This is a genomic window from Candidatus Zixiibacteriota bacterium, assembly GCA_016933955.1.
Taxonomy (GTDB): Bacteria; Zixibacteria; MSB-5A5; order GN15; family PGXB01; genus JAFGTT01.
Genome location: JAFGTT010000038.1, coordinates 66301 through 90081, shown reverse-complemented (window position 1 = coordinate 90081; position 23781 = coordinate 66301). Strand labels below are relative to the sequence as shown.

At 49.4% G+C, this 23781-nt stretch carries 11 protein-coding genes; 3 read left to right on the top strand and 8 right to left on the bottom strand.

Annotated elements, in window-relative coordinates:
• Positions 1 to 30: 30 nt before the first annotated feature.
• From nifJ to JXQ28_14240, 3 genes are all read left to right on the top strand, one after another.
• Positions 31 to 3615: a pyruvate:ferredoxin (flavodoxin) oxidoreductase gene (gene nifJ, locus JXQ28_14250; protein ID MBN2278894.1), complete on the top strand. Its 3585-nt coding sequence runs from the start codon at positions 31 to 33 to the stop codon at positions 3613 to 3615.
• Positions 3616 to 3803: 188 nt separating this feature from the next.
• Positions 3804 to 4661 (top strand): hypothetical protein, encoded by an 858-nt coding sequence (locus tag JXQ28_14245; GenBank protein ID MBN2278893.1) that lies wholly within the window; start codon positions 3804 to 3806, stop codon positions 4659 to 4661.
• A 79-nt stretch (positions 4662 to 4740) separates the two neighbouring features.
• Positions 4741 to 5751 carry a PD40 domain-containing protein gene (locus JXQ28_14240; protein MBN2278892.1) on the top strand — a complete coding sequence of 337 codons (1011 nt, stop codon included), beginning with the start codon at positions 4741 to 4743 and terminating at the stop codon, positions 5749 to 5751.
• A 46-nt stretch (positions 5752 to 5797) separates the two neighbouring features.
• Here the strand turns inward: JXQ28_14240 and JXQ28_14235 are convergent, their stop codons facing one another.
• The 8 genes from JXQ28_14235 to JXQ28_14200 form a co-directional block, all read right to left on the bottom strand.
• The gene (locus JXQ28_14235; GenBank protein MBN2278891.1) at positions 5798 to 7294 is read right to left on the bottom strand and encodes a leucyl aminopeptidase; all 1497 of its coding nucleotides are present in this window, start codon (positions 7292 to 7294) and stop codon (positions 5798 to 5800) included.
• Between the two features lie 134 nt (positions 7295 to 7428).
• On the bottom strand, positions 7429 to 8775 hold the full coding sequence (locus JXQ28_14230; GenBank protein MBN2278890.1) for an HDOD domain-containing protein: 1347 nt from the start codon (positions 8773 to 8775) through the stop codon (positions 7429 to 7431).
• A gap of 41 nt (positions 8776 to 8816) precedes the next feature.
• Positions 8817 to 11741, bottom strand: coding sequence for a response regulator (locus JXQ28_14225; protein ID MBN2278889.1), 2925 nt, complete (start codon positions 11739 to 11741; stop codon positions 8817 to 8819).
• Positions 11742 to 11745: 4 nt separating this feature from the next.
• Positions 11746 to 13056 carry a tRNA (N6-isopentenyl adenosine(37)-C2)-methylthiotransferase MiaB gene (miaB, locus tag JXQ28_14220; GenBank protein ID MBN2278888.1) on the bottom strand — a complete coding sequence of 437 codons (1311 nt, stop codon included), beginning with the start codon at positions 13054 to 13056 and terminating at the stop codon, positions 11746 to 11748.
• 157 nt (positions 13057 to 13213) lie between these two features.
• Positions 13214 to 15448: a putative Ig domain-containing protein gene (locus JXQ28_14215; protein ID MBN2278887.1), complete on the bottom strand. Its 2235-nt coding sequence runs from the start codon at positions 15446 to 15448 to the stop codon at positions 13214 to 13216.
• 251 nt (positions 15449 to 15699) lie between these two features.
• Entirely contained in the window at positions 15700 to 18030 is a 2331-nt protein-coding gene (locus tag JXQ28_14210; GenBank protein MBN2278886.1) for a hypothetical protein, read from the bottom strand.
• A 452-nt stretch (positions 18031 to 18482) separates the two neighbouring features.
• Positions 18483 to 20915 carry an LON peptidase substrate-binding domain-containing protein gene (locus JXQ28_14205; protein ID MBN2278885.1) on the bottom strand — a complete coding sequence of 811 codons (2433 nt, stop codon included), beginning with the start codon at positions 20913 to 20915 and terminating at the stop codon, positions 18483 to 18485.
• Positions 20916 to 21042: 127 nt separating this feature from the next.
• Complete coding sequence (locus JXQ28_14200) at positions 21043 to 23739, bottom strand: DEAD/DEAH box helicase (GenBank protein ID MBN2278884.1); 2697 nt, start codon at positions 23737 to 23739, stop codon at positions 21043 to 21045.
• Between the last annotated feature and the right edge of the window lie 42 nt (positions 23740 to 23781).

Below are 23781 nucleotides of genomic sequence, written 5' to 3'. Positions count from 1 at the left end.
GTCTTTATAAATTGGCGAAAGGTTATATAAATGGATAAGAAGAAAAAAATGGTGACGATTGATGGCAACTCGGCGGCCGCTTATGTGGCTCACGCCTTAAGTGAAGTCATCGCCATCTATCCAATCACTCCGTCATCAGGTATGGGTGAAATCGCCGACGAGAAATCAGCGCGCGGAGAAACCAATATCTGGGGGACGATTCCCGATGTGGTTGAGATGCAGTCCGAGGGCGGTGCCTCGGGCGCCATTCACGGTGCCTGCACCACCGGGGCCCTGACCACGACCTTCACAGCTTCACAGGGTTTACTGCTCATGCTTCCCAATATGTTCAAGATTGCCGGCGAGATGACCCCCACGGTATTTCATGTCTCGGCCCGTTCGGTGGCCACTCATGCTCTCTCCATCTTCGGCGATCATTCCGACGTTATGGCCGCCCGCTCCACCGGATTCGGCCTGATGGCTTCCGGATCTATCCAGGAAGTGATGGACCTGGCCGCCATAACTCACGCCGCCTCCATTGAAAGCCGGATTCCGTTCGTCCATTTCTTCGATGGCTTCCGGACCTCACACGAGGAACAAAAGGTGGAACATGTCCCCTTTGACGTATTCCGAGAAATGATGGATGACAAATCAATCGAGGCTCTTCGGGCCCGTTCCCTCAGTCCGGATCATCCAACCCTTAAGGGTTCATCGCAAAACCCGGATGTTTTCTTCCAGGCCCGCGAAACCGTAAATAAATACTATATCAAGGCCCCCGGAATCGTTCAGAAATGTATGGATCGTTATGGATCTTTAACTGGCCGCCAGTATAAACTTTTCGACTATATCGGCGATCCAAAGGCCGATCGGGTTGTCGTCATGATGGGTTCAGGCGCGGAAACCATGCATGAGTTGATCGATTACCTGACGGCTCAGGGCGAAAAAGTCGGGTTGATTAAGGTCCGCCTGTACCGCCCATTTTCCGCCGAAGCCTTTCTCATGGCCATTCCCAAAACGGCCAGTAAAATTGCGGTCCTGGATCGAACCAAGGAACCCGGATCCACCGGGGAACCGCTTTATATCGACATTCAGACGGTTATCAGCGAGGCCATGAAATCCGGCAAAAAACCGTTTGACAATTATCCTGTTATTGTCGGCGGACGTTACGGGCTTAGTTCCAAGGAATTCAATCCGCCCATGGCCAAAGCGGTCCTGGATAATCTGAAACTCAATACCCCCAAAAACCATTTCACGGTTGGAATTGTTGACGATGTCACCAATACCAGTCTCGATGTTGACTACACTTTCAATATCGAAGGTAAAGATGTTTTCCGGGGGTTGTTCTATGGTTTGGGCGCCGATGGTACCGTTGGAGCCAATAAGAACTCGATCAAAATTATTGGCGAGAACACCGATAATTTCGCCCAGGGATATTTTGTCTATGATTCGAAAAAGGCCGGAGCGATAACCGTTTCTCACCTGCGTTTCGGAAAGAAACCGATTCGCAGCCCCTATTTGATCTCATCGGCCAAGTTTGTCGCTTGTCACAATTTCTCTTTCCTGGAAAAATACGACATGCTCTCACCTATTGTCGAAGGCGGCACTTTCCTGCTTAACAGCCCTTTTGGCCCCGATGAAGTCTGGGATAATATGCCGATCGAAGTACAACAGCAGATTATCGACAAGAAACTCAAATTCTTCGTGATCGACGGGATCGCCTTGGCCAAGAAACTTGGGCTCGGAGCCCGTATCAACATGATCATGCAGACCGCCTTTTTTGTCATCAGTGATATTCTTCCGAAAGACGATGCCATAGCGGCTATCAAAGATGCTATCCTTAAAACCTATGGCAAAAAAGGTGAGAAAGTCGTCAAGATGAACTATGCCGCGGTCGATACCGCCCTGGAAAATATCCATCAGGTTAAGTATCCCTCTCAAGCGACCAGTAAACTCAAGAAACCGCCGATTGTCCCGCGATATGCCCCGGAATTCGTGCAGTACGTTACGGCCAATATTATTTCCGGCAAGGGTGACAGTCTTCCGGTATCGGCCATGCCTGATGACGGGACTTTTCTACTTGGGACAACTCAGTATGAAAAACGTAATATCGCCGTCGAAATTCCCGTTTGGGATGAAAACGCCTGTATCCAGTGCGGTATTTGTTCCATTGTTTGTCCCCACGCCTCGATTCGCATGAAGGCTTATGATCCCGAGACACTGAAGGATGCCCCGGAAACTTTCAAATCAACCGATGGAATCGGGAAACAGTTCAAGGACAAGAAATTTACGCTTCAGATCGCTCCGGAAGACTGCACGGGGTGCGAACTGTGTGTCCATGCCTGCCCGGCTTTTGGCAAGGACAAAGACGGCAAAAAGACCGACCGCAAGGCCATCTACATGATGCCGCAGATTCCTTTGAGGGAACAGGAAGCCAAAAACTGGGATTTCTTCCTGTCTATTCCTGAAACGGATCCTTCCCTGTACAATATCGACACTACCAAAGGCAGCCAATTTGTCAAACCCTTATTCGAGTTTTCCGGCGCCTGCGCCGGATGCGGCGAAACTCCGTATATCAAACTTGTCAGCCAGTTGTTTGGTGATCGGGCCCTGATCGGCAATGCCACCGGTTGCTCGTCGATTTATGGCGGCAATCTGCCAACCACCCCCTACACCACTCGGGCCGACGGTCGCGGCCCGGCCTGGTCCAATTCGCTGTTTGAGGATAATGCTGAATTCGCTCTGGGGATGCGTCTGACAGTCGATAAAATGAATACCTTTGCGCTGGAATTGACCCGGAAATTATTCCCCGAGGATTTCAAGGCTATCGCCGAGGCGGATCAATCCACTCAGGCCGGAATCGAGGAACAGCGGATTCGGGTGGCGGCCCTGAAAGGTAAACTCAAGGGTAAAAAAGAGCCGGAAGCCAAAAAACTGCTCGATATCGCCGATTATATGGTGAAAAAATCAGTCTGGGCGTTCGGCGGTGATGGCTGGGCCTATGACATCGGCTACGGCGGCCTCGACCATGTTATGGCCTCCGGACGTGATGTCAACATCCTGGTTCTGGATACCGAGGTGTACTCCAACACCGGCGGCCAGATGTCGAAGGCGTCACCGATGGGCGCGGTGGCCAAATTTGCCGCGGCCGGTCGCCCCCTCCCGAAAAAGGACTTGGGGATGATGTTGATGGCGTACGGCAATGTCTATATCGCTCAGATTGCCATGGGAGCCAGCCACAATCAGGCGGTTAAGGCTATTTCCGAGGCCGGACGCTACAATGGTCCCTCGATCATCATCGCCTATTCGCACTGTATCGCTCATGGGTTCGATATGTCACGAGGGCTTGATGAGCAGAAAAAGGCTGTCGATTCCGGTCACTGGATTCTATATCGCTATAATCCGGCCTTGGCCAAAGAAGGCAAAAATCCGCTCCAACTTGACAGCAAGGCGCCGTCAATCTCCTATGCCGATTATGCCTATGGTGAAACCCGATTCAGAACCCTTAAGACCAGCATGCCTGAAAGAGCCGCCATGTTACTCAACCAGGCGCAGGCTGATGCTTATCGGAGATATAATTATTACAGGCAGTTATCTTCGATTGATTATCGCCATATTTACGAAAAAGCCGCCGAATAGGCTATTATATGCTAACATCAAGGGCAGGAAACACTTCCTGCCCTTTTTTGTTGATTCCGGCGAAAATATCCCATAACTTTATACATTGCATCAAATTATAAAGAAAACGGGAAAATTAATCTTTTAAAGGTTCCCGCCAATCTTCCGATACTTACAAAGAAAAGCCAAAAAAACCTTTAGGAGGATCTATGTTCAAAAAAATGATTCCGTTTCTGGTGCTTGTCTTGGCCGTTGTTGCGGTGGCTTCGGCCTTTGCCCAGACCGAAGATGAAATCATCGCCAGATATATTAAAAAGGCGGAGAAACAGCAGGAGAAAAGCTATCGTACCTACTTTGCGACCATCTCCGGCTCATACGGCAAACTCTCGGATAATACCGATTACAACCGGTTCCATACCTACGCCAATGGAAATATCAATCCGGGCGGACCTGTGGAAGGCATCTGGCGCTCCAAGCAGTTTGCGGCCAATATCGGGACTATGGCAACTAAGAGCTTGGCTGTTAATGTCGGATTCGCCTACTGGCTTAAAATGGGAGGCGAAGCGGTCGGGGATTTTGATTTCCAGATCTCCCCGTTGGGCACCCAGGAAGATTTCAACCTTGTATCCGAAATTTCTGTCTATGGCATAGCCGGTGGTGTGGATTACTATCTGATGAATCCGCCCAATGAAGAAGGACTGATAAAATCCTTGGGGATCCGTCTCGGCGGCAGCGTCGGCTATTACTGGACCAAATGGGAACTCTGGGAAGGAATGAGTTCCATAAACCTGAGTACCGGTTTTGAAGAAAGTAATATTGAGCCGTTGAAAGGCTCCACTCCCGGTTTTTCCGGCTGGGTCGGTTTCGATTATCCGACCGGACTCTGGGGCCTGGTGGTCGGTCTGGAAGCCGAATACCTTTATCTGAACTTCAGCACGGTCAAATCGTATAATTCGTTGGGAGAAGAATTATATGCCACATATTCGGAAAACCCTGATGACCGCGTTGAACTCGATTTCTCCGGACCCCGCGGTAAATTCCAGATCAAAAGGTTTTTCCGCTGGTAATTTTTTGCGGTTGACACCCGGATATTTTGGCGTAACTTGTCTGACCTGAAGTCAGACATCTAAGCGAAAGGAAAAGGCGTTGAAAAAAATCATTAACCTGACAATGGCATTCCTTCTGGTTTTATCATTAACCGTCACAGCCCAGGATTCTCAATTCCCGGCCAAGCTTCCTGCCGAACGGGCCGGGAAAATCGGAACACCGTCCGGACAAATTGCCTTTATTCGAAGTGATAATCTCTGGGTTATGGATTGGGATGGCAAAAACCAGATGGCGGTAGTCGATGCCCAGAATGCCGATGGTAAAATGTCATGGGCACCCGACGGAAAACGGATTGCCTTTACCCGCAAAGGATTGGTGGACCTTAAGGGACCCGATTTCCTTGGCGGTCAGCATCGGGTTTATGATATTTTTATTGCCTACCTGGATTCCGCCAAAGCCGGTAATCGCAACTGGTGGCGGCGGATTACCGATGATCTTGGCGGACGCTATCCCAACTGGAGAGCATCAGATGGGAAAATCGTCTTTACACAGGATATCAATGCTAAATTCGCCAATTCGGCTATGCCCAATTATCAAACAGCTGTTATCGATACTACCGGCGGCTCAATTAAGATACTGCGCTCCGATGTCGATAGTACTCAGTTGAATATTCTGATGCCGTCACTGGGTCCTAATAATCAATATGCGGCAGTCCTGTACAAGGGATTTCAGATGCTCGGGCTGGTAGTCATGGCTCTGGATAAAAAGACTCTGGCCGAAAGTGAAGTGGGTAAATCAATCAACGTTATCGTCAATGGAACCGCGCCGGAATGGTCACCGGATGGCAAATGGATCGCCTTTGTCGATTCCGATACCGGCCGACATGGATTATATATTATCAGCCCCGACTTCTTGGAAAAATTTCTGGTTTACAAACCGACAGTAAATCAATTTTTGCAGACTTATCCGGTTTCCTGGTCGCCTGATTCCAAATGGCTGACCTTTGCCACCACCGATGGGGCTATCTGGATAATCGATATCACCGGCAACGGATTAAGACAGATTACCGGGACCGGGCTTAATCAATCGCCGACCTGGTCGAAAAAATAAACTGACATAGATCTTCAAAAAAGCCCCGCCAGAAGCGGGGCTTTTTTTAAGATATTTTCCACCCGGCCAGCAGTTCCACCAGAAGCCGCAGACCGACTCCGCTGGTTCCCCGGGGGACATAAGGACGGCCGTCCTTTTCAACATCAACGTAAGCAATATCGATATGGGCCCAGGGCCAATCCCCGATGAAATTCTCCAGGAAAGCTCCGGCCGTGATTGTCGCGGCCGGGGGACCGCCGGAATTCTTGAGGTCGGCCAGTGGCGACTTCATCAGGTTGCGATATTCATCCCAGATCGGCATTTCCCAGATCTTCTCAGCACTGGCGATTGAGGCCGCCCGGAGAGCATCCATCAATTTTTTATTATTGCCCATGACGGGAGCCGCTGTATATCCCAGAACGTACAGAGCCGCCCCCGTCAGAGTAGCGATATCAATCACCGCCTGCGGCTTGAATTTGTCGGCATAATCAAGGGCATCGGCCAGAATCAAACGGCCCTCGGCATCGGTACTGATAATCTCAACCGTCTTGCCTTTTCGGGAAGTGATTATATCATCGGGGCGATAAGCCCTGCCCGAAGGCATGTTTTCCACCAGGGGAATCAAACCGACCACATTAAGGGGGAATTTCAAACGGGCAATAGTCATTATGGTTGCCAGGACAACCGCGCCACCCTGCATGTCACCCTTCATTTCCACCATCTTCAGCCGCTCTTTCAAACTCAAACCGCCCGAATCGAATGTCACACCTTTGCCGACCAGGACGATCGGCCGCGTGGCTTTCCGGGGGGCACCGTCATATTTTAGAACCACGAATCGAGGCGGGTTGAAAGATCCCTGGGCCACCGCCATCAGCAAACCCATCCGTTCCTTCTTAATCATCTGTTCATTAAGAACCGAGCAGGTAAAATGATATTTTCTTGCCAGAGCCCGAGCCTCATTGGCAAAACTGGCCGGAGTAAGTACATTGGCTGGATGCGCCGCCATCTTTCGGGCGATGATAACTCCCTCGGCGATTACCTGACCCCGTCGAAAACCCGTTTCCAGCCGCAGGGCATGGCTTCTGGACTCGCCTCCGATGAAAATAGTATCGACCTGTTCGATTTCATTGTCATCACCGGTCTTGTACTCCGTCATCCGGAAGCCGCCCAGAAGGAATCCTTCCATAATGGCCGAGGCATGGTGTTCGTTCAAATTATCAACCAGAAGAAAAGCCAGGGTTTTTGATTTCCTGATCGCCGTCAGGCGCGAGATGGTTCCGGCCGCCTGGCGATAGCTGTCGGTGCCGACATTATCGCCTGCACCAAGGCCCACCAGAATAAGACGCGTGGCGGAAATTCTGCCGCCGGTGTGAATAACGACCGATTGATTCAACCTGCCTTCAAACTCACCCGACCTGAATATGGAACCGATCGCCCCACCCAGGATTTTATCGAGCCCGGCAAGAAAATTATCTTTCCTGAAATCAATCTGAGAACAGAACTTGACGAGTGAATCGGCTTTGATCTTATGGATATCCGCCGTTAAGGCATGTAATTTCATCATCACCCCCGCCTTTAAATATTCATTTCCTGATCAAAATGCAATTTATCGCTGATTAGAGAATAACAGGCTATGAACTGAGTTACAAGGATTTTTTATTGATCCGGCGGTATTACCCGCCCGATCGGCAGTATTAATCAACGAAGAGATGGGCTTTTTTCGCCGACAGCCCCCACCGGAAAGGCTCGTTCCAATTTGGACAGTCGTTCGCGTAGACGATCATCTATATTCAGTATTTTCGATTGATCGAAATATTCGACATCGTCCTGCATATTGAGATCCGATATTTCCTCAAGAACTGCTACTATTCGTTTTATGGCATCGTCGACGATATCGAGAGTCCGCGGCATGGATTCAATCAGTTTTCGTTCGTTCTTTTCGCGCAAATTCAACCGCATTATCTGAGACTGCCCGAATATTATCATGGAGGCGTTGTTTATATAATGAGATAAGGTCGATATGGCGATTTGCTTGGCCTCCAGAATACCGCTCTGCCTCTCTTCATCGAGGATATGCCGCGTTAGTTCCTGGCGCTCTTTGAAAAGCATCTGGACTGCCATATAAGTTTTGAATATTTCGTTATTGGCCCGGGCCAGAATCGATTCAAAATCGCCCACCTCAAAATTAAGGGCTTTCGCGAACTGGATGGCTTTTGGATAAATCTTGCTGGTAATCTCACTCAGTTGGTCGTTGTTCAGACCCAGTCGCCCGGAAATGGTGTTGATCCTGGCGATTTTCTCTTCAAGATTATGATCCGGATCGGCAAAGCACTCCCGGTTAAGGGAACGGCCCAATCGAATAATATCATCCAACCGGGCGGAGTTTTTATATCCGAAGGTATGATGATTGGCGATTGCAGAAAGGAATTCCTCGGGTAAGTGCCATTTCTCCGCAATCAGGCGTCCTGCCTCGGGATGAGTAATGCCGAATTGCCGCTCTTCTGCTTCGAATACATCTCCGTTACCGATATTTTCCATTATTCTTTTATAATGAACCGAATAATTCTGAAGATAATACAACAAACCGATTTCATAAAGGAGACCGCATGTAAAGGCATCATCAGGACTGGGATAATTACATTCGACGGCCAGAAGCTGACAGGTCGCGGCCGTTGATATTATATTGCAATAGATACTCTTCACATCAAAGCCAAGATTGACCGAAATCCTTTCCGGGGCAAACAAGGCGGCTGAAAGTATCAGGCATTTGACTGTGGTCAGGCCAAGAAAAATGACGGCCTGATTTATATTCGTGGCTCTTTTACTCCCGCCATAAAAGGAGGAATTGGCGATTTTCAATAGCCGGCCGGTTAGAGCCGGGTCCTTGCTGATAAGATCGGCCAGAAGATCAATACTAATTTCCTCCCGGTCGGCCAGGCTGAGAATTTTAACAGCCGCTTCCGGCAGAGCAAAAAGATCATCACGCTGGCTTATAACTTCTCGGATATCAATAAAATCATCGGGGTGTTTACGGTTCCTATTCATAATTATATAATCGGCCAAAAACCGCCTTTTTAAAGGAAAAATCAGTCGGTGATGCCCGAAAATCTTGCTTTTGAAATAAGATCGGAAAGCTGCTCGAGGCGGAAGGGTTTGTTGAGTACAAATTTGACCCCCGAAGCCTCCATTTTTTTCTTATCCACCGCCACTCCCCAGCCGGTGACAATGATAACCGGCGTCCCGGGGGCGATGGTGCGGATACTTCCGGCCAGATCCCAGCCGGTCATATCCGGGATATTTAAATCGGCAATGACAACTCCGGGACGATGTTGTTCGACCAGTTTCAAACCCTCCGCCCCGTTACGCGCGGTATGGATTTTATGGCCCATCGATTGACACATGGCCGCCAGAAGATCAAGTATCACGGCCTGACTGTCAATAGCCAGGATGGTTAGCGGTTCTGTATCCTCTGTACCTGCTTCCGCGCCATTTCTTCGGGCAAAAGGCAATTTCAGTGAATAATACGAGGCTTTCCTGCTGAATCGGTCATATGCAAATTGGCCCGACAAACGGGCCAGTCTCTTTATAAAGGCCGCCTCCCGAAGTGTTCCCGGAATAGCCAGAGGGGTTAAGTAATTGCCAAAACCAACCACCGCTTCGACCGGCGGGAAATTTTCACGATGTTTGGAGATATCAACATAAATGGCGCTTTGATCGCGGTAGGTACTTATTGTCACGATTTCATCTTCTTCAACATTGCCGATAAACGAAACAACAGCCTCATCAAGCAGTCTGGCCAGTTCCCCGTGTTCCACCTGAACTAAAGGAATATCTTTAAGTTTGAGATTCAACGCCAGCGGCCGCCCTTCAATCATGTGCAGATTACCCGAAATACCGTTTGCCGAAAAAATATCCTTCAAGATCCCGTTAATATCGGAAGGTCTGTCAACGGCCGCCGGTATAACTTTTTGATTACCGGATCCCGGTCTCAGGTCGGCCGCCATTCTTTCGGTGATTTCCAGAATAGCCTCTACCGACGAGGCCGCACTGCCGGTCAGATTCATATCCTGCCGGGCCAGCTGGCAATGCCCGCTGATAGCCGCAAGCTCATCGACAAACCGGCCAAATTGTCCCTCGTCCGGAAATCCGGCCGATTTCGCCATATCTGCTCCGACCGGAATCTTGCCGGCATTCAGAATTCCGATTCGGAGATTAAGCAACCCGGCAAGAAGACTTAACAGCCGATGATACTCGCCATTCATATCCGCCGAATCATCAAAACCGAAAACTGTCAATAATAACTCCGCCCGATCCTCAACCACCACTGGATAATCTCCCTGAAAAGCCGGCAATCGCCGGTCCCCGATCAGTTGTTGAATACGATTGCGGTTTTCCTCGCTGTACTGCGTCAGATTTCCGGCTATATTACCCGAACCAAACAATCCGCTCTCAGTCCTCAAGGCCGCTGTCCGGCCGGTACTTCCCTCCCCGATTGAAAGAAGGAATTCATCCGAATCCTCGATCTTTGTGTTGGTATAAGCGATTTTATATCCATCCTGGAAACGGCGGAAAAGAATTATAATGAAATCGTGACCGGAGAAGGTCTCCGCCAGCCTTGGTATGAACTGCCTGATATCCTCGGCATAATGTTCCCGACTCAGTTTCAGCTGCAGTAAATCATTGATGATTTTTATCCCTTTACTGCGGACCCGGCTGATAATCCGCGCCCCGGCGCTGTTGATAATCATACCGCCAACCAGCGCCACCAACTCCAGAACTTGGAAATCCTCATGGCTGATTTCAATCCGGCCATTATTATTACGCAACAGCAAGGCCTTATCTCGCCCATCGGTTGGAATCAATAGCGATGCTCGGGCAATAAAGGAATTACCCGCCTCATCGGTTGCCTCCTGATTGAGAACGACCGCCTTGTTCTGGGCCAGGGCACTGATTATGGCCGTCCGGAAATTATCCGAAAACTCCGGAACCGCGACCGTCCCGCCGTAAAATGTCAGTTTACCGTTAGCCAGGCCAACCAACCAGACCTCATCCGCTCCAACCAGACCGACACATTTTCCGGCAAATTCGGCCGGCGAGGGAATTTCGCCATCCGACTTCAGAATCCGTCCCAGTCGATTGATACAGTTTCCTAAAACCTCGTTTTTAACATCAAGAGCCGACTGTACTTTATGAAAATCGCGTCCAAGCCGGTTAACTTCGATTTTCTCAGCCAGCCATTCGGCAATCGGCGCCACAATCGAAATAAATTCGCGGCTGTAATGCTGTTTCTCCTGGGAGAAAAACAGCACTGCCCCCAGCTTGGACCGCCCCGAGATCAGGGGAATCACCAGAATGGAGCGGAATTTGGACACCGCCAGCTGGGCCTTGCCCTCCAGACTCCTGAAATCAGCCGAAATCACCGGCGTTTGCTCTTCAATAGCCTGGCTGATTATATTACGTCCCCAAGGATAATATTCCAGAAGAGCCGTTTCCTCTTTGGATAAACCCACCCCGGTCGCCAGAACAAATTGCTTTTGCGTCCGGTTAAGCAGAAAAACGGCACCCGCTTCTTCATCGAGACCGCTTACCATCCCTTTTAAAACGCGGTCAAGTAATTCCATTATCGGGAAAGGATAACGGCTGTCCTGCTGGATATTATCCAGCAGGCGAAGTTTTTCCAGATGATTGGCGACTTCCAGATCACGATCGCCCAGGTAGCTGAAATAAACCACCAGACCGATAACCAGCATAAATATTCCGGATACGGCCAGGGCCAATTCGCCCGCCCCCAGAATCGGATAAACGGCATCGATAAACCAGCGCTCATAGTCCGGGTGATGAGCCAGCAGGTTGACCAACGCGGCCAGGAATACCAGAATCAAACCGGCCAGGATCATCCCGCCGCCCCGCGCACCGTTTCCGCGCCCCGGCTTCAAGCGATAGTACAGAAAAATCCCGAGCGCCGAGATTATAATCGGATAGACAATCGCTGAAATCTGGTTTATTAACATTATTCTATTTCATTAATTGGCCCTGCAGGGTCCAGCTGTCGGCCGATATAATTCGTGTCTTTTGTATGGTCCCGATCAGAGAGGTATTCCCCGGTACCAGAACCGTTTTATGGCCCTCTGTCTTGCCCTTCAGAATTTGATCTGATCGCCGGGATCGCCCGTCGATCAACACCTTGCGGATTTTACCGATTTCATCCTGATTCTTTCGGAAAGCCACATTTTTCTGAAGAGTAATCAATCTCTTTAGCCTGTCGATTTTTTCATCCTCAGGAACATCATCGACCAGCCGGGCCGCGGCCGTTCCCTCTCGCATTGAGTAACGGAACATGAAGGCCGAATCAAATCCGATCTCTTCCACCGCCTTCAAGGTCGCCTGGTAATCCTCCGCAGTCTCCGAGGGAAAACCGACTATCAGATCAGTGGTCAGTGAAATATCCGGGACTGCCCGGCGCAGTTTTTGAACAAGGGATAAATAGTGATCGAGAGTATATCCCCGACGCATCTGCTCCAGTATTCTGTCCGATCCCGACTGAAGCGGTAGATGCACATGATTCATCATCCGCGGCTCTGACCCGATAAATTCAATCAGCCGATCTGACATGTCCTTGGGATGCGACGTCATAAAGCGAATCCGCTCGACCCTCGTTTCAGCAGTTATCAGGAACAGAAGATCGGTGAAATCCTGATGATTGTCTCGGTACGAGTTAACATTCTGGCCCAGAAGCATTATCTCCACTACTCCATCGGCCACCAGGTTGTTGATTTGTTCCACCGTCTGTCTTACCGGGTAAGATCGTTCTCTCCCCCTGACATATGGTACAATACAATAGGCGCAGTAATTATTGCAACCGCGGGAGATGGTCATAAAAGCCGTGAAGGGATTATCCCTGACCGGAATAATATCTTCGGGAAGTTCAAGACCGAAGTCGGTATTGACCGCCGGAAATTGACAGCCGTTATTCAGGTATTGCGGCAAATCGAAAATCCGATCGGTTCCCAGAACCAGGTCAACATAGGGGGCCCGACCGATCAGATTTTGTCCCAGCCTCTGGGCCATACAACCGATTACCACTATTTTTTTTCCGTCTTGTTTCTTCAGGGCGGACAATTCAGCCAGCCGTCCGAAAACCCGGGTTTCGGCTTTTTCTCGAACCGAGCAGGTATTAAGAATAATAATATCCGCCTCGCTTTCGGTATTGACCGCCCGGTACCCGTTCGAATCAAGGATCGAGGCTAACAGACCGGAATCGGCCAAGTTCATCTGGCACCCAAAAGTGACGATTTTGTAATTCCCGGAGCCCATCTTTTTTCTCATCTATGCCCGTAATGGCTGGTAAAAGCTTACGCGCCTAAAATACGCATTCTGAAATCAGAAACCAATGAAAATATTAAAATACACCCGCCAATAAAAAGCGGGATCCGGTATTATCCGAAATCCCGCTGATATTTCTGCCACATTTGGCTCGCACTGTTTATCCGGCACAACCCCAGAGCGGCGCCGGACCGCTTTTATAAAGGTAATTTATCAGGTAAGTGACATCCAGAATATTAATGGCACAGGAGGCATCCGGATCACCCTGATCGGGGACTGAAGGCGCCGGTCCGCTCAGGTACAGATAAGTAATAAGGAAAGTAACATCGAGAATATTCACCCCGCCGCTGAAATTGGCATCCCCCGGAATGGCCGTCCCTTCCTCGATATACATGTTATATTCCACCGTTTCGCTATATGAGCTACCCCGATCTTTGGCATAAATGCTGAAAGTGAATTCCCCGAATTCCGTCGGAACCCCGGATATATAACCGGTCAGCGTATCGATGGCCAGTCCGCCCGGTAGCGATCCGGATGTTACCTTGAAAATATTCAGACCGGTTCCGCCCCGGACAATAATCGAATCGAGATACGAGGTATATTGTATACCGGTATCGAGCGGAAACGAAATCTGGTGGTATTTCCACATTATTTCATACGATTCTTTCAGAATCCACTTCATTGGATCGAGTTGTAAATCGGTGGTCGAATCATCGGTTTTAAACATATACATCTTTTTCCGCACATCGTTATCAAGCACGGTTGTATCGGTTCCCGAGATCGACCTGAAAACCAGATCGATCGGCATTTCAAACACCAGCGGGGTGGTGGCCTGCCCCTGTTCCAGATACAGGTATGTCCAGTAACCACCTTCATTCACATCCGGCTCGCACATGTACGTCCAGTAATACTTGGGATAATAGGTGCCGTAAATCCACTGCTCAAAAAAGGCATCGAGATCCATACCCGAAACCGATTCGCAGACTTCCTTGAAATCATCGGTGACGGCGCTTCCATACTGGTAAGGGCTGTTATAATAGGCGGTCATAATATCGAAAAAGGTTGCATCGCCGACGACATGGCGAAGCATATGAAGGACCCAGGCCCCTTTGTCATAAACGATTGATCCGAAAATATTCCAGACATCAGTTGTATCAATGATATATATCGATCCCCCCGACAGAAATGTCATCGAATCCATATAAGCATGGTAATGCGCTTTGCTGTCGATTGTCTCGAAATAAAGAGCCTCGCAGTATGATGCAAAACCTTCGTTGAGCCAGATATCATGCCAGCTCTCGCAGGTTATCATATCTCCCCACCACTGATGCGCCAACTCGTGCACCAACACCTGTTCTTTGAAACCGAAGGTGCTGCTGCTGGTCGAGGTCACTGTCTGGTGTTCCATCGCTCCGCCCCATTCGAAATTGGCATGGCCATATTTCTCGTTGATAAACGGATACTCCCCGAACAGACCGGCATAAACCCCGATAGCCGTCGGGGTGACATTTAATTTGGTTTGAGAATAAAAATACAGGCTTGGATAAACGTGATTGATGATTATCATGGAATCATTATCGCCGTAGTGATACCAATCATGCCAGACGGAATAGTTCGAGATGGCCAGAGAAAATAGATAGGTGGTGATCGGGTAGCGAATATGGTAATCGAAAGTCCACGTCCCGTCACCGTTACGGACAGTATCAATCAGGATACCGTTGGAGGCGCAGAAATAAGCCGTGTCGCAGGTAATGGCGCTATTCATGGAATCGGCCTTGTCATCGGGTCGATCTTTACATGGCCACCACGTTCGAGCCGACATCGGCTCCGACAGCGTTGAGATCACCAGATCCCCGGTGCCGAGAGTATCGAAAGAAAAACCATCGAGACCGGTCCCGACCGGAACCCCATGATACCGAATCCGGAAAGAAAAAACTTCACCCTGATCATACAGCCGGTCAATTTCAATATAAATTTTGTTCGATGCATGAAGATAATTTAATTGCCCGGTCGGAATATAAACCGAATCAATTATCAGGTTATTATAAAGGTCAATCTCCACCGAATCCAGCCCGTTGACGGTTGCGGCCGCCTCTATCAAAACATCGCCATAGATACTGGTTGAAGGCATATCGACAGCAATATTGACATCATAAAATTTTACATCATATTCCGTCTGGTCATAAAGAGAAGCCGCCTTGGCCGCCTCCGCCGCAAAAGCCCGGGCCTTTTCCAGTTCCCCGGCCTTCATCCGACCCATAATTTCATGAATTTCCGATGGTGATAGTTTTTCATAATCAACCGAGTTGTCAAGAGGATTGATTGCCATAATGGCCGATGGACTGCTTAATAAAGTGAGGATTGTCAGAACGATAGGACCCATAAATTTTTTCATATCGCTTCTTTCAGACTATGGTTTTATCAAATATCTGCCTGTCCGGTAAAATGAAGTATATTTTAAAAATACAATAACCGGCAATTTTGTCAACCTCTATTTATTCCGATTATCGGACATAAGTTTATTTCATTTATTGATTTACGTATCACCATGGAAAAACAGCGAGGATTTTCCCTGCCAGCGGAATAAAAATAAAGACCGCTTCATTTGTCGAAGCGGCCTTAACCAAAATTTTCTCTGCTTTAGAATTAATAGGGATTACCGCATAACGGACTCTGGTCTATATAGATATAGCGGAACAGCAGGGTGATATCGAGGACATTGATAAAACCATCACAATTGACATCACCCACATAATCAACCGGCATCGGCGCCGGACCGCCGGCATAGATATAGCGCATCAAATAGGTAACATCGAGGATATTGATGACCCCATTATAATTGACATCCCCGCGCAGTTTCCAGACCGTTATATCAAACGTAATGGGGAAGGGGGAATTGGAGGCCGTCGCCGAAACCACATTGGCCGTGTCATAATAATGACCCATGGTGATGCCATAAGCATTAGGCATGATTCTCACAAACCACGGATATCGCTGATCAGAGGTCGTATCGATGCCGAATTCAATCCAGGATATATCCTCCTCAATATCCCACTCCATACATCCGGGACTGGCATTGTTGATCCTGATCCAGTAGTCTTTGTCGGTCCGATTCTCCTGAGCGACAAAAGAAAATTGGCTCTTATTGACCGTTATCAGGGCCGGGAGATCGGTTTCCTTGATCTGCAGGATAATCGGGATTGATTGAGGATTGTTTATGGCATTATAGGCCCAGACGGTTACTGTATCATAATAAAATCCCGGGACCATGCCGTAATAATCGAAATCAAGATAAATCGTTTTCGGTTCTTCGGCACTGACCGGACTGGGCAAAAGCCAGGTCGAATTCCAAGTCAGGTTATATGAAAATGTCTCCGAACCATCGTTATAAACTGTAAAGGATGGTCTGATAACCGATCCTGTTCCCTGGCTGCACTCGTAAATCTGGGCGAAAACCGAATCCTTGCTTATTATTATTCGCGGCGGGGCGGCGCTACAGTTATACTGCAATATGACAATCTGAGGTGAATTCAACGCTTCCAGAGAATATATATAAACAGTATCAAACAGAACACTCCCCGGGACACAGGCAATCGAATCGAAGGCAATTGTCACCGTCTGCGGAACCGATCCGGAATCCGGAGTTAATGACGCAATCCGGATCGAGGATGTCTGCAGGTAGTAGTTCATGGTTCCAGCCCCGTCATTATAAATGGTGAAATATCGGTCGGCCGGAAAAGGATAATCGGTATCGACCGGAATCACTATATACGATGTATCGGTGGCCAGAATCGGCAGACTCGAGGCAACCTCCAGCCGGACAACAGCCAGCTGGGGGCTGTTGGAAGCATTATCATCGGTAATGACAACCGTATCAAAATAGGTATTATAGGCCAATCCGGTAATATCAACCGAAAGGGTAATCTGATCACCATCGCCGCCAGATGTCGGCGTGAGCGTCAACCAGCTTTCGGAATTGGTCGCGGTCCAGGATAAACTTCCCCCCCCGTCATTGTAAATCGTCAGAAATTGATCGGGGGGATTGGTTGAGTCGGCAATGGCATTGAAACTGAAAAATGTCTGTGATAATAGTATCTCGGGCGGTGGTTCCGTTATGGTATAACGAACCGGTATCCTTACCGGGTTATTGGTGGCATTCGGATCCGAAATGGTAATGGTATCCTCATGCACACCGACTCCCAACCCGGTTGGATTTACGTAGATCTGGACAATTGAGGGGGCCGTCCCATGTGAAGGAGAAACCCCGAGCCAGCTGGAGTTCCAGCTGGCGTTCCAATTGAGAGTCCCAACCCCCGTGTTGGAAATATGCATTACCTGGGCCGGGGGCGCCGATTCCCCCTGAACGGATTCGAATATCAGCGAATCGAGATCCACACCGATTTCAGGATCGGTGGGAAGTTCACCCACTTCCCAGCAGTATGGACCGCTGAAAGTGGTCGGAAAATCGAACAACCAGTCAAGTTTTCCCGGTGGCGAAGTATTGGGAATACTCACCGAATCGATACAAAAAGACCCTTCTTCATCGATTTGATAATTGAACTTGATACGAACCAGATCACCGCTTCCGGGTAGCCAGCCATTCAAGGCCGCCACGCTATGGTTGATGGTATCCGGCAGAACTCCATCCCAACTGAATGTAGTCCACTCATTAAGAAAAACCCATAAAGACTCCCACCCGTTAAGCAATTCAATCGAGCTGTCGGGTCCATACGCACCAACATTGACATGAACGACGTTGCTGATGCTGGCATCGGGGCTGTAAAAGGCGAACGGCATACTATAGCCGACATGCTCCCCATCATCATTGTTCATGTAAATCTCAATCTTAAACGGTGCTCCCACCTCAATCAGGCCGGGAACCAGTTCCGGATTCGCTACTGCCCTCACGGTTGTCCCATCGGCGTTCCCGAAGGCACAGACCAACAGCAAAGCGAGAAGGAACAAGCGACGTATCATCTTACCCTCCTTGGATTTTTGTTGAAAATTCGATTATTTCCTATAGCCACGAAACAGCCCCATTGCCATTGAATAAATTTATGAAGGCCGGCTATCATCTAAAAGAGCACTCGCTAAATCTTGCTTACGGAATATTCGCTCTCCACCCGGAACTCACCCATGATACAATAGATTGTTTTTTAAACCAGACGAACTCAGGCAACAAATATCCTTTTGGCTATGTTTACTCCCACTGGCACACGCGCAAAATCAGGAGAATCTCGTAAGACTACATAATGTAAATATAGTATTTCCTGTTGGAAATTAATCCTAATATTCAAAAGGAATATAACTCCTTGACGTGCAATCTGTCAAGAACTAATTGTGTTAGATAAATATTGGGGGGGGGATCGAGGATTAATTAAGACCTGTCATTCCGACCGGAGTAAAATCATCCGCTTTTTCGCGGGCAATTATTTCTTTTTGCGACCTTTAGCCGCGATACTCCGGGTGGCATGTGATTTCTTGCGGCTTTTGGCTTTCTTAATTTCGTCGGCGAATAATTTCTCAAGGGTATAACTGGATGGCACGAAATCAAGCAACCCCTGTGCGAATACTTCATCGACCGTCTCGATAAACACAAACCTGGTTTTTTTCAATATATCGGCCGGAAGGTTTTTTAAATCTTTTTTGCTCTCTCGCGGGACAAATACAGTCTGGATTCCGGCCCGGTATGCCGCAGAAATTTTTTCCACCAGCCCACCCACCTGGAGAACCTTCCCCCGCAATGTTACCTCCCCGGTCATGGCAATATTATTGGGAATCGGGCGCTCCGACATTACCGAAGCGATTACCAGCGATACCGCCACTCCAGCCGATGGTCCGTCTTTAGGGATCGCCCCTGAAGGAAAATGAATATGAATATCGAAATTATCGAAATCGGCGTGATCGATTCCAAGAACATCTGCCTTGGAGCGGACATAGCTGTGGGCCGCCGTAATCGACTCCTTCATCACTTCGCCCAGTGAACCGGTCGTGATTACCTCACCGCTCCCCTTCATCTTCAACCCTTCGATCAGCATCAAATCCCCTCCCTGTCCGGTCCAGGCCAGACCGATGGCAACCCCGATTTCGGGCTGCTTGCCGGGTGTTTCCGGAATATACTGCGGCGTCCCCAACAAACTCTCCACCGTTCGCTCATTGACTTTCCAAACCCGCGTCACCCCGGCCGCTTTCTCCTTGGCCACATGACGGCAAATCATCTGGATTTTCCTCTTAAGATGAAGCAAACCCGCTTCAAGCGTATAATTCCTTATTATCTTTTGAAGGCCCTTTTCATTGAAGATAATATCCCGTTTCAGAAGACCGTGCTTTTTCAAAACATCGGGTATGATATATTTGCGGGCAATACGGATTTTGTCTTTCTCAATATAACCGGTCAACTCGATTATTTCGAATCGATTGGCGAAAATCTCCGGAATTTCCTCGGATGATTTGACAGTACAAATAAAAGTCGCCCGGCTTAAATCAATCGCCACACCCAGGTATTTATCAAGAAACCGGTAGTTATACCGGGGATCGATGGCTTCCAGCAGGGCAGTCGAGAGCGAAGTACTCGATTCCTCGCTGAAATAATCAATATCCTCGATTAAAATAACCGGGTCGGATGTCTCTGCCTCACATAATGTCCGAATTATCATACCCGGACCGGCCCCAACATAAGTTCGCGGCATGCCCTTAATTTCCGAAGCTTCCCGTACACCCCCGACCGAAACCCGGACAAATTCCTTTTTGAGAGCTTTGGCAATGGCCTTGGCCAGCGAGGCTTTGCCCGTCCCGGCCATGCCCGCCAGACAGAGAATCGAGCGATCACTGCCATCCCCGGTCAATTTTCTGACCGCAATTCGCTCCAGAATTCTTTTCTTAATACTTTTCGAGCCGTAATACTCCTTATCGATATCCTGTTCCAACTGCTCCAGATCGAAACGGGTCTGATGGACCACATTCCAGGGGACCTTCATCAGCCATTTTATATACTGGCTGGTGGTTCCATGTTCGGCCGAAGCCGTCGAAAGATAATTCAGCCGGTTGATTTCCAGATGACACCGTTCCCGGACTTCCTCCGGAAGCGTCTTATTGCCATTTACTTTCTCCCTGAGATCCCGAATAAAATCAAGCTGTGAGTTATCTCGATCAGGAAATCCTTTGGCTCCGAAACCCGAATCATGTGGCAAAACCGCATCTTCCGATAAAAAAATCGCCCGCTGTAATTCCAGTTTCATAAATCGAGTCAACCTCTTAAACCGGGTATCAACATTTATCGCCTCCAGAATTTTTTGCTTGTTTTCAGTCGGCAGATGCAGGGTGCTGACCAGACGATCGGCGAATTGTCCCGGATTATCCTGACCCAGTTCAAAATCGGATAATAACTCGTTGGGATAGGCCGGACTGGTCGTTATTATCTGTCGCGCTATATCAAGTATCTCATGGAACAATTTTTCGGATGGTCCGGCCGTATAATGATCCTCATCAATGAAAGCAATTCTGGCCATCAAATACGGCGTTTTGTGCCCGATCGCTTTTAATTCTATCCGTCCCAGACCTTCCAGAACTATGACCTGCGAATCCCCCGGACCCTGTTTAGCCGAGACTATCCGGGCCGCTGTGCCAATCTGACACAGGTCCGCCCGACCATGTTCATAATCACCCCGGGGAGTATAGGCAATAGCGACCTCCTTCCGGCTTTCGGCGTATTCTCTTATCAGTGCCAGGTTTTCAGGCTTTTTCAATTGCAGGGTAACGAGTTCACCAGGAAACAAAACAAGCGTCTTGACAGCTATCACCGGGATTTCCGGCGTGCCTCGGGAAGCCAGGATGGGGATATGCGAAGTCCGCTTCAGAATCATTTTCCGTCCCTTTTCTAAGTCATATCGGCCCGAATTACATTTTTTAAACGGGCCAAATCGGCAATATTCGTTCATCCGTCCATTTCTATCATATAAAACGCATATCCCTGCCTGTACGTTCCCTGATTTAACTGGCCATCTTGAGTTCCAGATCCTGGGCGATCTGGCGCAACTCATAGTCCGAGTGACTCTTAAGATTATGGAGATTAAGTTTTACCCGGCCCGGGTCAAGATCCAGCCGGTAGTAACCGAGACGATTATTCTCGAATATACCCCAGCCTACCCCGCCGGCTTTCATCTCCTGCTTCAACCGGTACAAATAACGGGCCTGGTTGAAACCTATCTCGATATCATCTTTGTAAATCCAGCCATCATTACCATGAATCCGCGACGAAGCCAGTTTCGCCAGATATTTGAACGATTTTCCGGTCAGACGCACCGGAAAACCGTCGATTCTTACCAGATACCTCTCCCGCTCATAACTGCCGTCGAGCTCAAGCAACGAAGGTCGGGAACCGGCGGAATTTATAAAAGAATTGCTCCCGCCTTTTATCCCCCTCATGGGGATCATCTGACTGCTGGTTGTTTCCTGCATTTTATCCTCCTGTTCCAAATTGTCTATTTCTTTTTTAAGCCGGCGAAATTTATTCTCCGGCCGAATGATTTCCCGAAGACTTTCTTCAGGTGTCCACCGAAGGTCATCCAGTGATCGAATATTGCGCTCCTCCAGCATTCCATAATCGGCCCGATTAAGTATATCCCCGGTCAGACAATGGATTTCTTTCATGGCCGGATCGATCCCGAACTGCACCCGAAAGGCCAGATCGGCTAATTCGGCCGGTATTCGGGAATGGCAGTCCCGGGCATGGATCAACCGCCCCAGCGAAGCCAAAAGCCAGGCGGCTGTCTCGGCCTGGTTGAGAATTTGCCCGTGATGCAACCGGTATCGCCGCTCCAGCCGGCTGACCGGAAGCTTCCCGGCCCAATCAGTCAGCATAAAGACCGCCTTCAAAAGCGCCATCATGCGGTATCCCAGCGGTTCCCGACCGATATCAATTTCGCTGTAGGCACTGATTTCCCCGATATACTCGCTGAAATGACGGTGCAAAACCCGTTCGTAGGTGCGACGATAATATTCCGGGGACAACATCCCGGAACGAGCCACATCGAATTCCGAAGCGCTCAGGGCCAGGAACAACCAGCCGACCATGGTGGCCGGCTGTTTTTCATCGAGCAACCGCAGGTAATGACGGGCGCTTTCGATCTTAATCCCGCTCTCAGCCACCGCCGCTCCGAGGGGTGTAGCTTCCAGGGAGGAACGGATCAGACCCGCCGTTTGCAATTCCGCCACCACCGGTTCAATCTCATTTTCCGTCAGGGCGCCGTGACATCGATAGTACAACATATTATTCACCGTCGATAGAAGCCGTGACATATCCGCCCCCAATCCGGAAACAATCAGGTCAAGCACCAGATCGGCCCGCGAGTAACCGCCCAGCGCCGAAACCAGTTTTTCATTTGACCCGGCCCCGATATATTCCGACCAGAGAATTTCATACTCAAAATCCGATCTTGCCAGGACCACCGCCCGACCCGGCTTCTCCGAACCGCCCCACCCAAACCGTCCCGCCCGCCCGGAAATATTCCGGAATTCCGTCAGGCTGATCGGAACCAGGGACGGTTTTCCGCCTGGTGCCCCGGAAACATATTTCATGGTTTCCAGCAATACCATTTCGGCCGGCAGATTAACTCCCATCGCCAAGGTCGTAGTGGAAAAAACCACCCGGATTTCGCCCCGGCGATAACCGTTTTCAACGGCCCGCCGTTGCCGCGGAGTCAAATCGGCGCTATGAAAAGCCACTCCCCGATTTAGAACCTGTTTCAACGAATTAATTAAAAACCCCGGTTCTTCGCCTTCAATAGCGTCAAGAGCCATCCCCGCCGGACCCCAGTTCACCGCCGCGGCCAGACGAAGAGCCGCATCGATAGTATCCCGCCGGGATTTGAGAAATACCAGACGCGGGCTTTCACTCCCGGCCAGAAAATCTATAATCCCCCCGACTCCCGAATCGTCGCCATCACCACCCCCCAGTTCCATCCGCTCTTTCCCTTCCCGCCCGCTGTTGAACGACCGAAAACGAAAACACCCGCCACTCGCCACGCCTTCCAGCAGATCCACCGGCCGAACGGTTTCCTGAATCACCCGGCAATTCAACCAGGTCGTGATCTCCGGCGATGATTCGCCCAGAACCGCTGAGAGAGCCACCAGCCGCGGCGAATAAGGAAAACTGAGCATTTTGCCGAGGACCATCTCCAGCTCCGGACCGCGCCCGGGATCGGAAAGCATCTGTAATTCATCTACAATAACCAACCCGATCTGCTGCAATAAATCGGGATTGACCGTCAGCAAACGATTGAATTTCTCATAAATCGCCAGGACCAGATCAAAATTCCCCAGTTCAAAAGCGCCATCGTTTTCCGGATGATCGCCGGTGACAATCAGAATTCTCAAACCCAGCGATCGATAACATGACCGATAATAATGATATTTCTCCTCGGCAATCGATTTAAGCGGCAGAAGCATCACTGCCTTGCGACGTTTCAGAAGCGAACCCACCGCCGCGATTTCACCGCAGAATGATTTCCCCGATGATGTCGGCGCGGAGATCAAAAGATTGTCAGTTGGGGCACCGTCTCCGGTCGGGAGCAAACCGCTTCGGATCGCCTTTTCCTGAAGAGGAAGCAGATAATCGCCCTGGCGCCTCTTCCAAACCTCGATAATCGATTCCGGAATATCGAATTTGACCAGATTCCCAAGTCTCATCTGAAAAACCTCCCTATAAAAACAAGTGCTTTCAAAACCGCC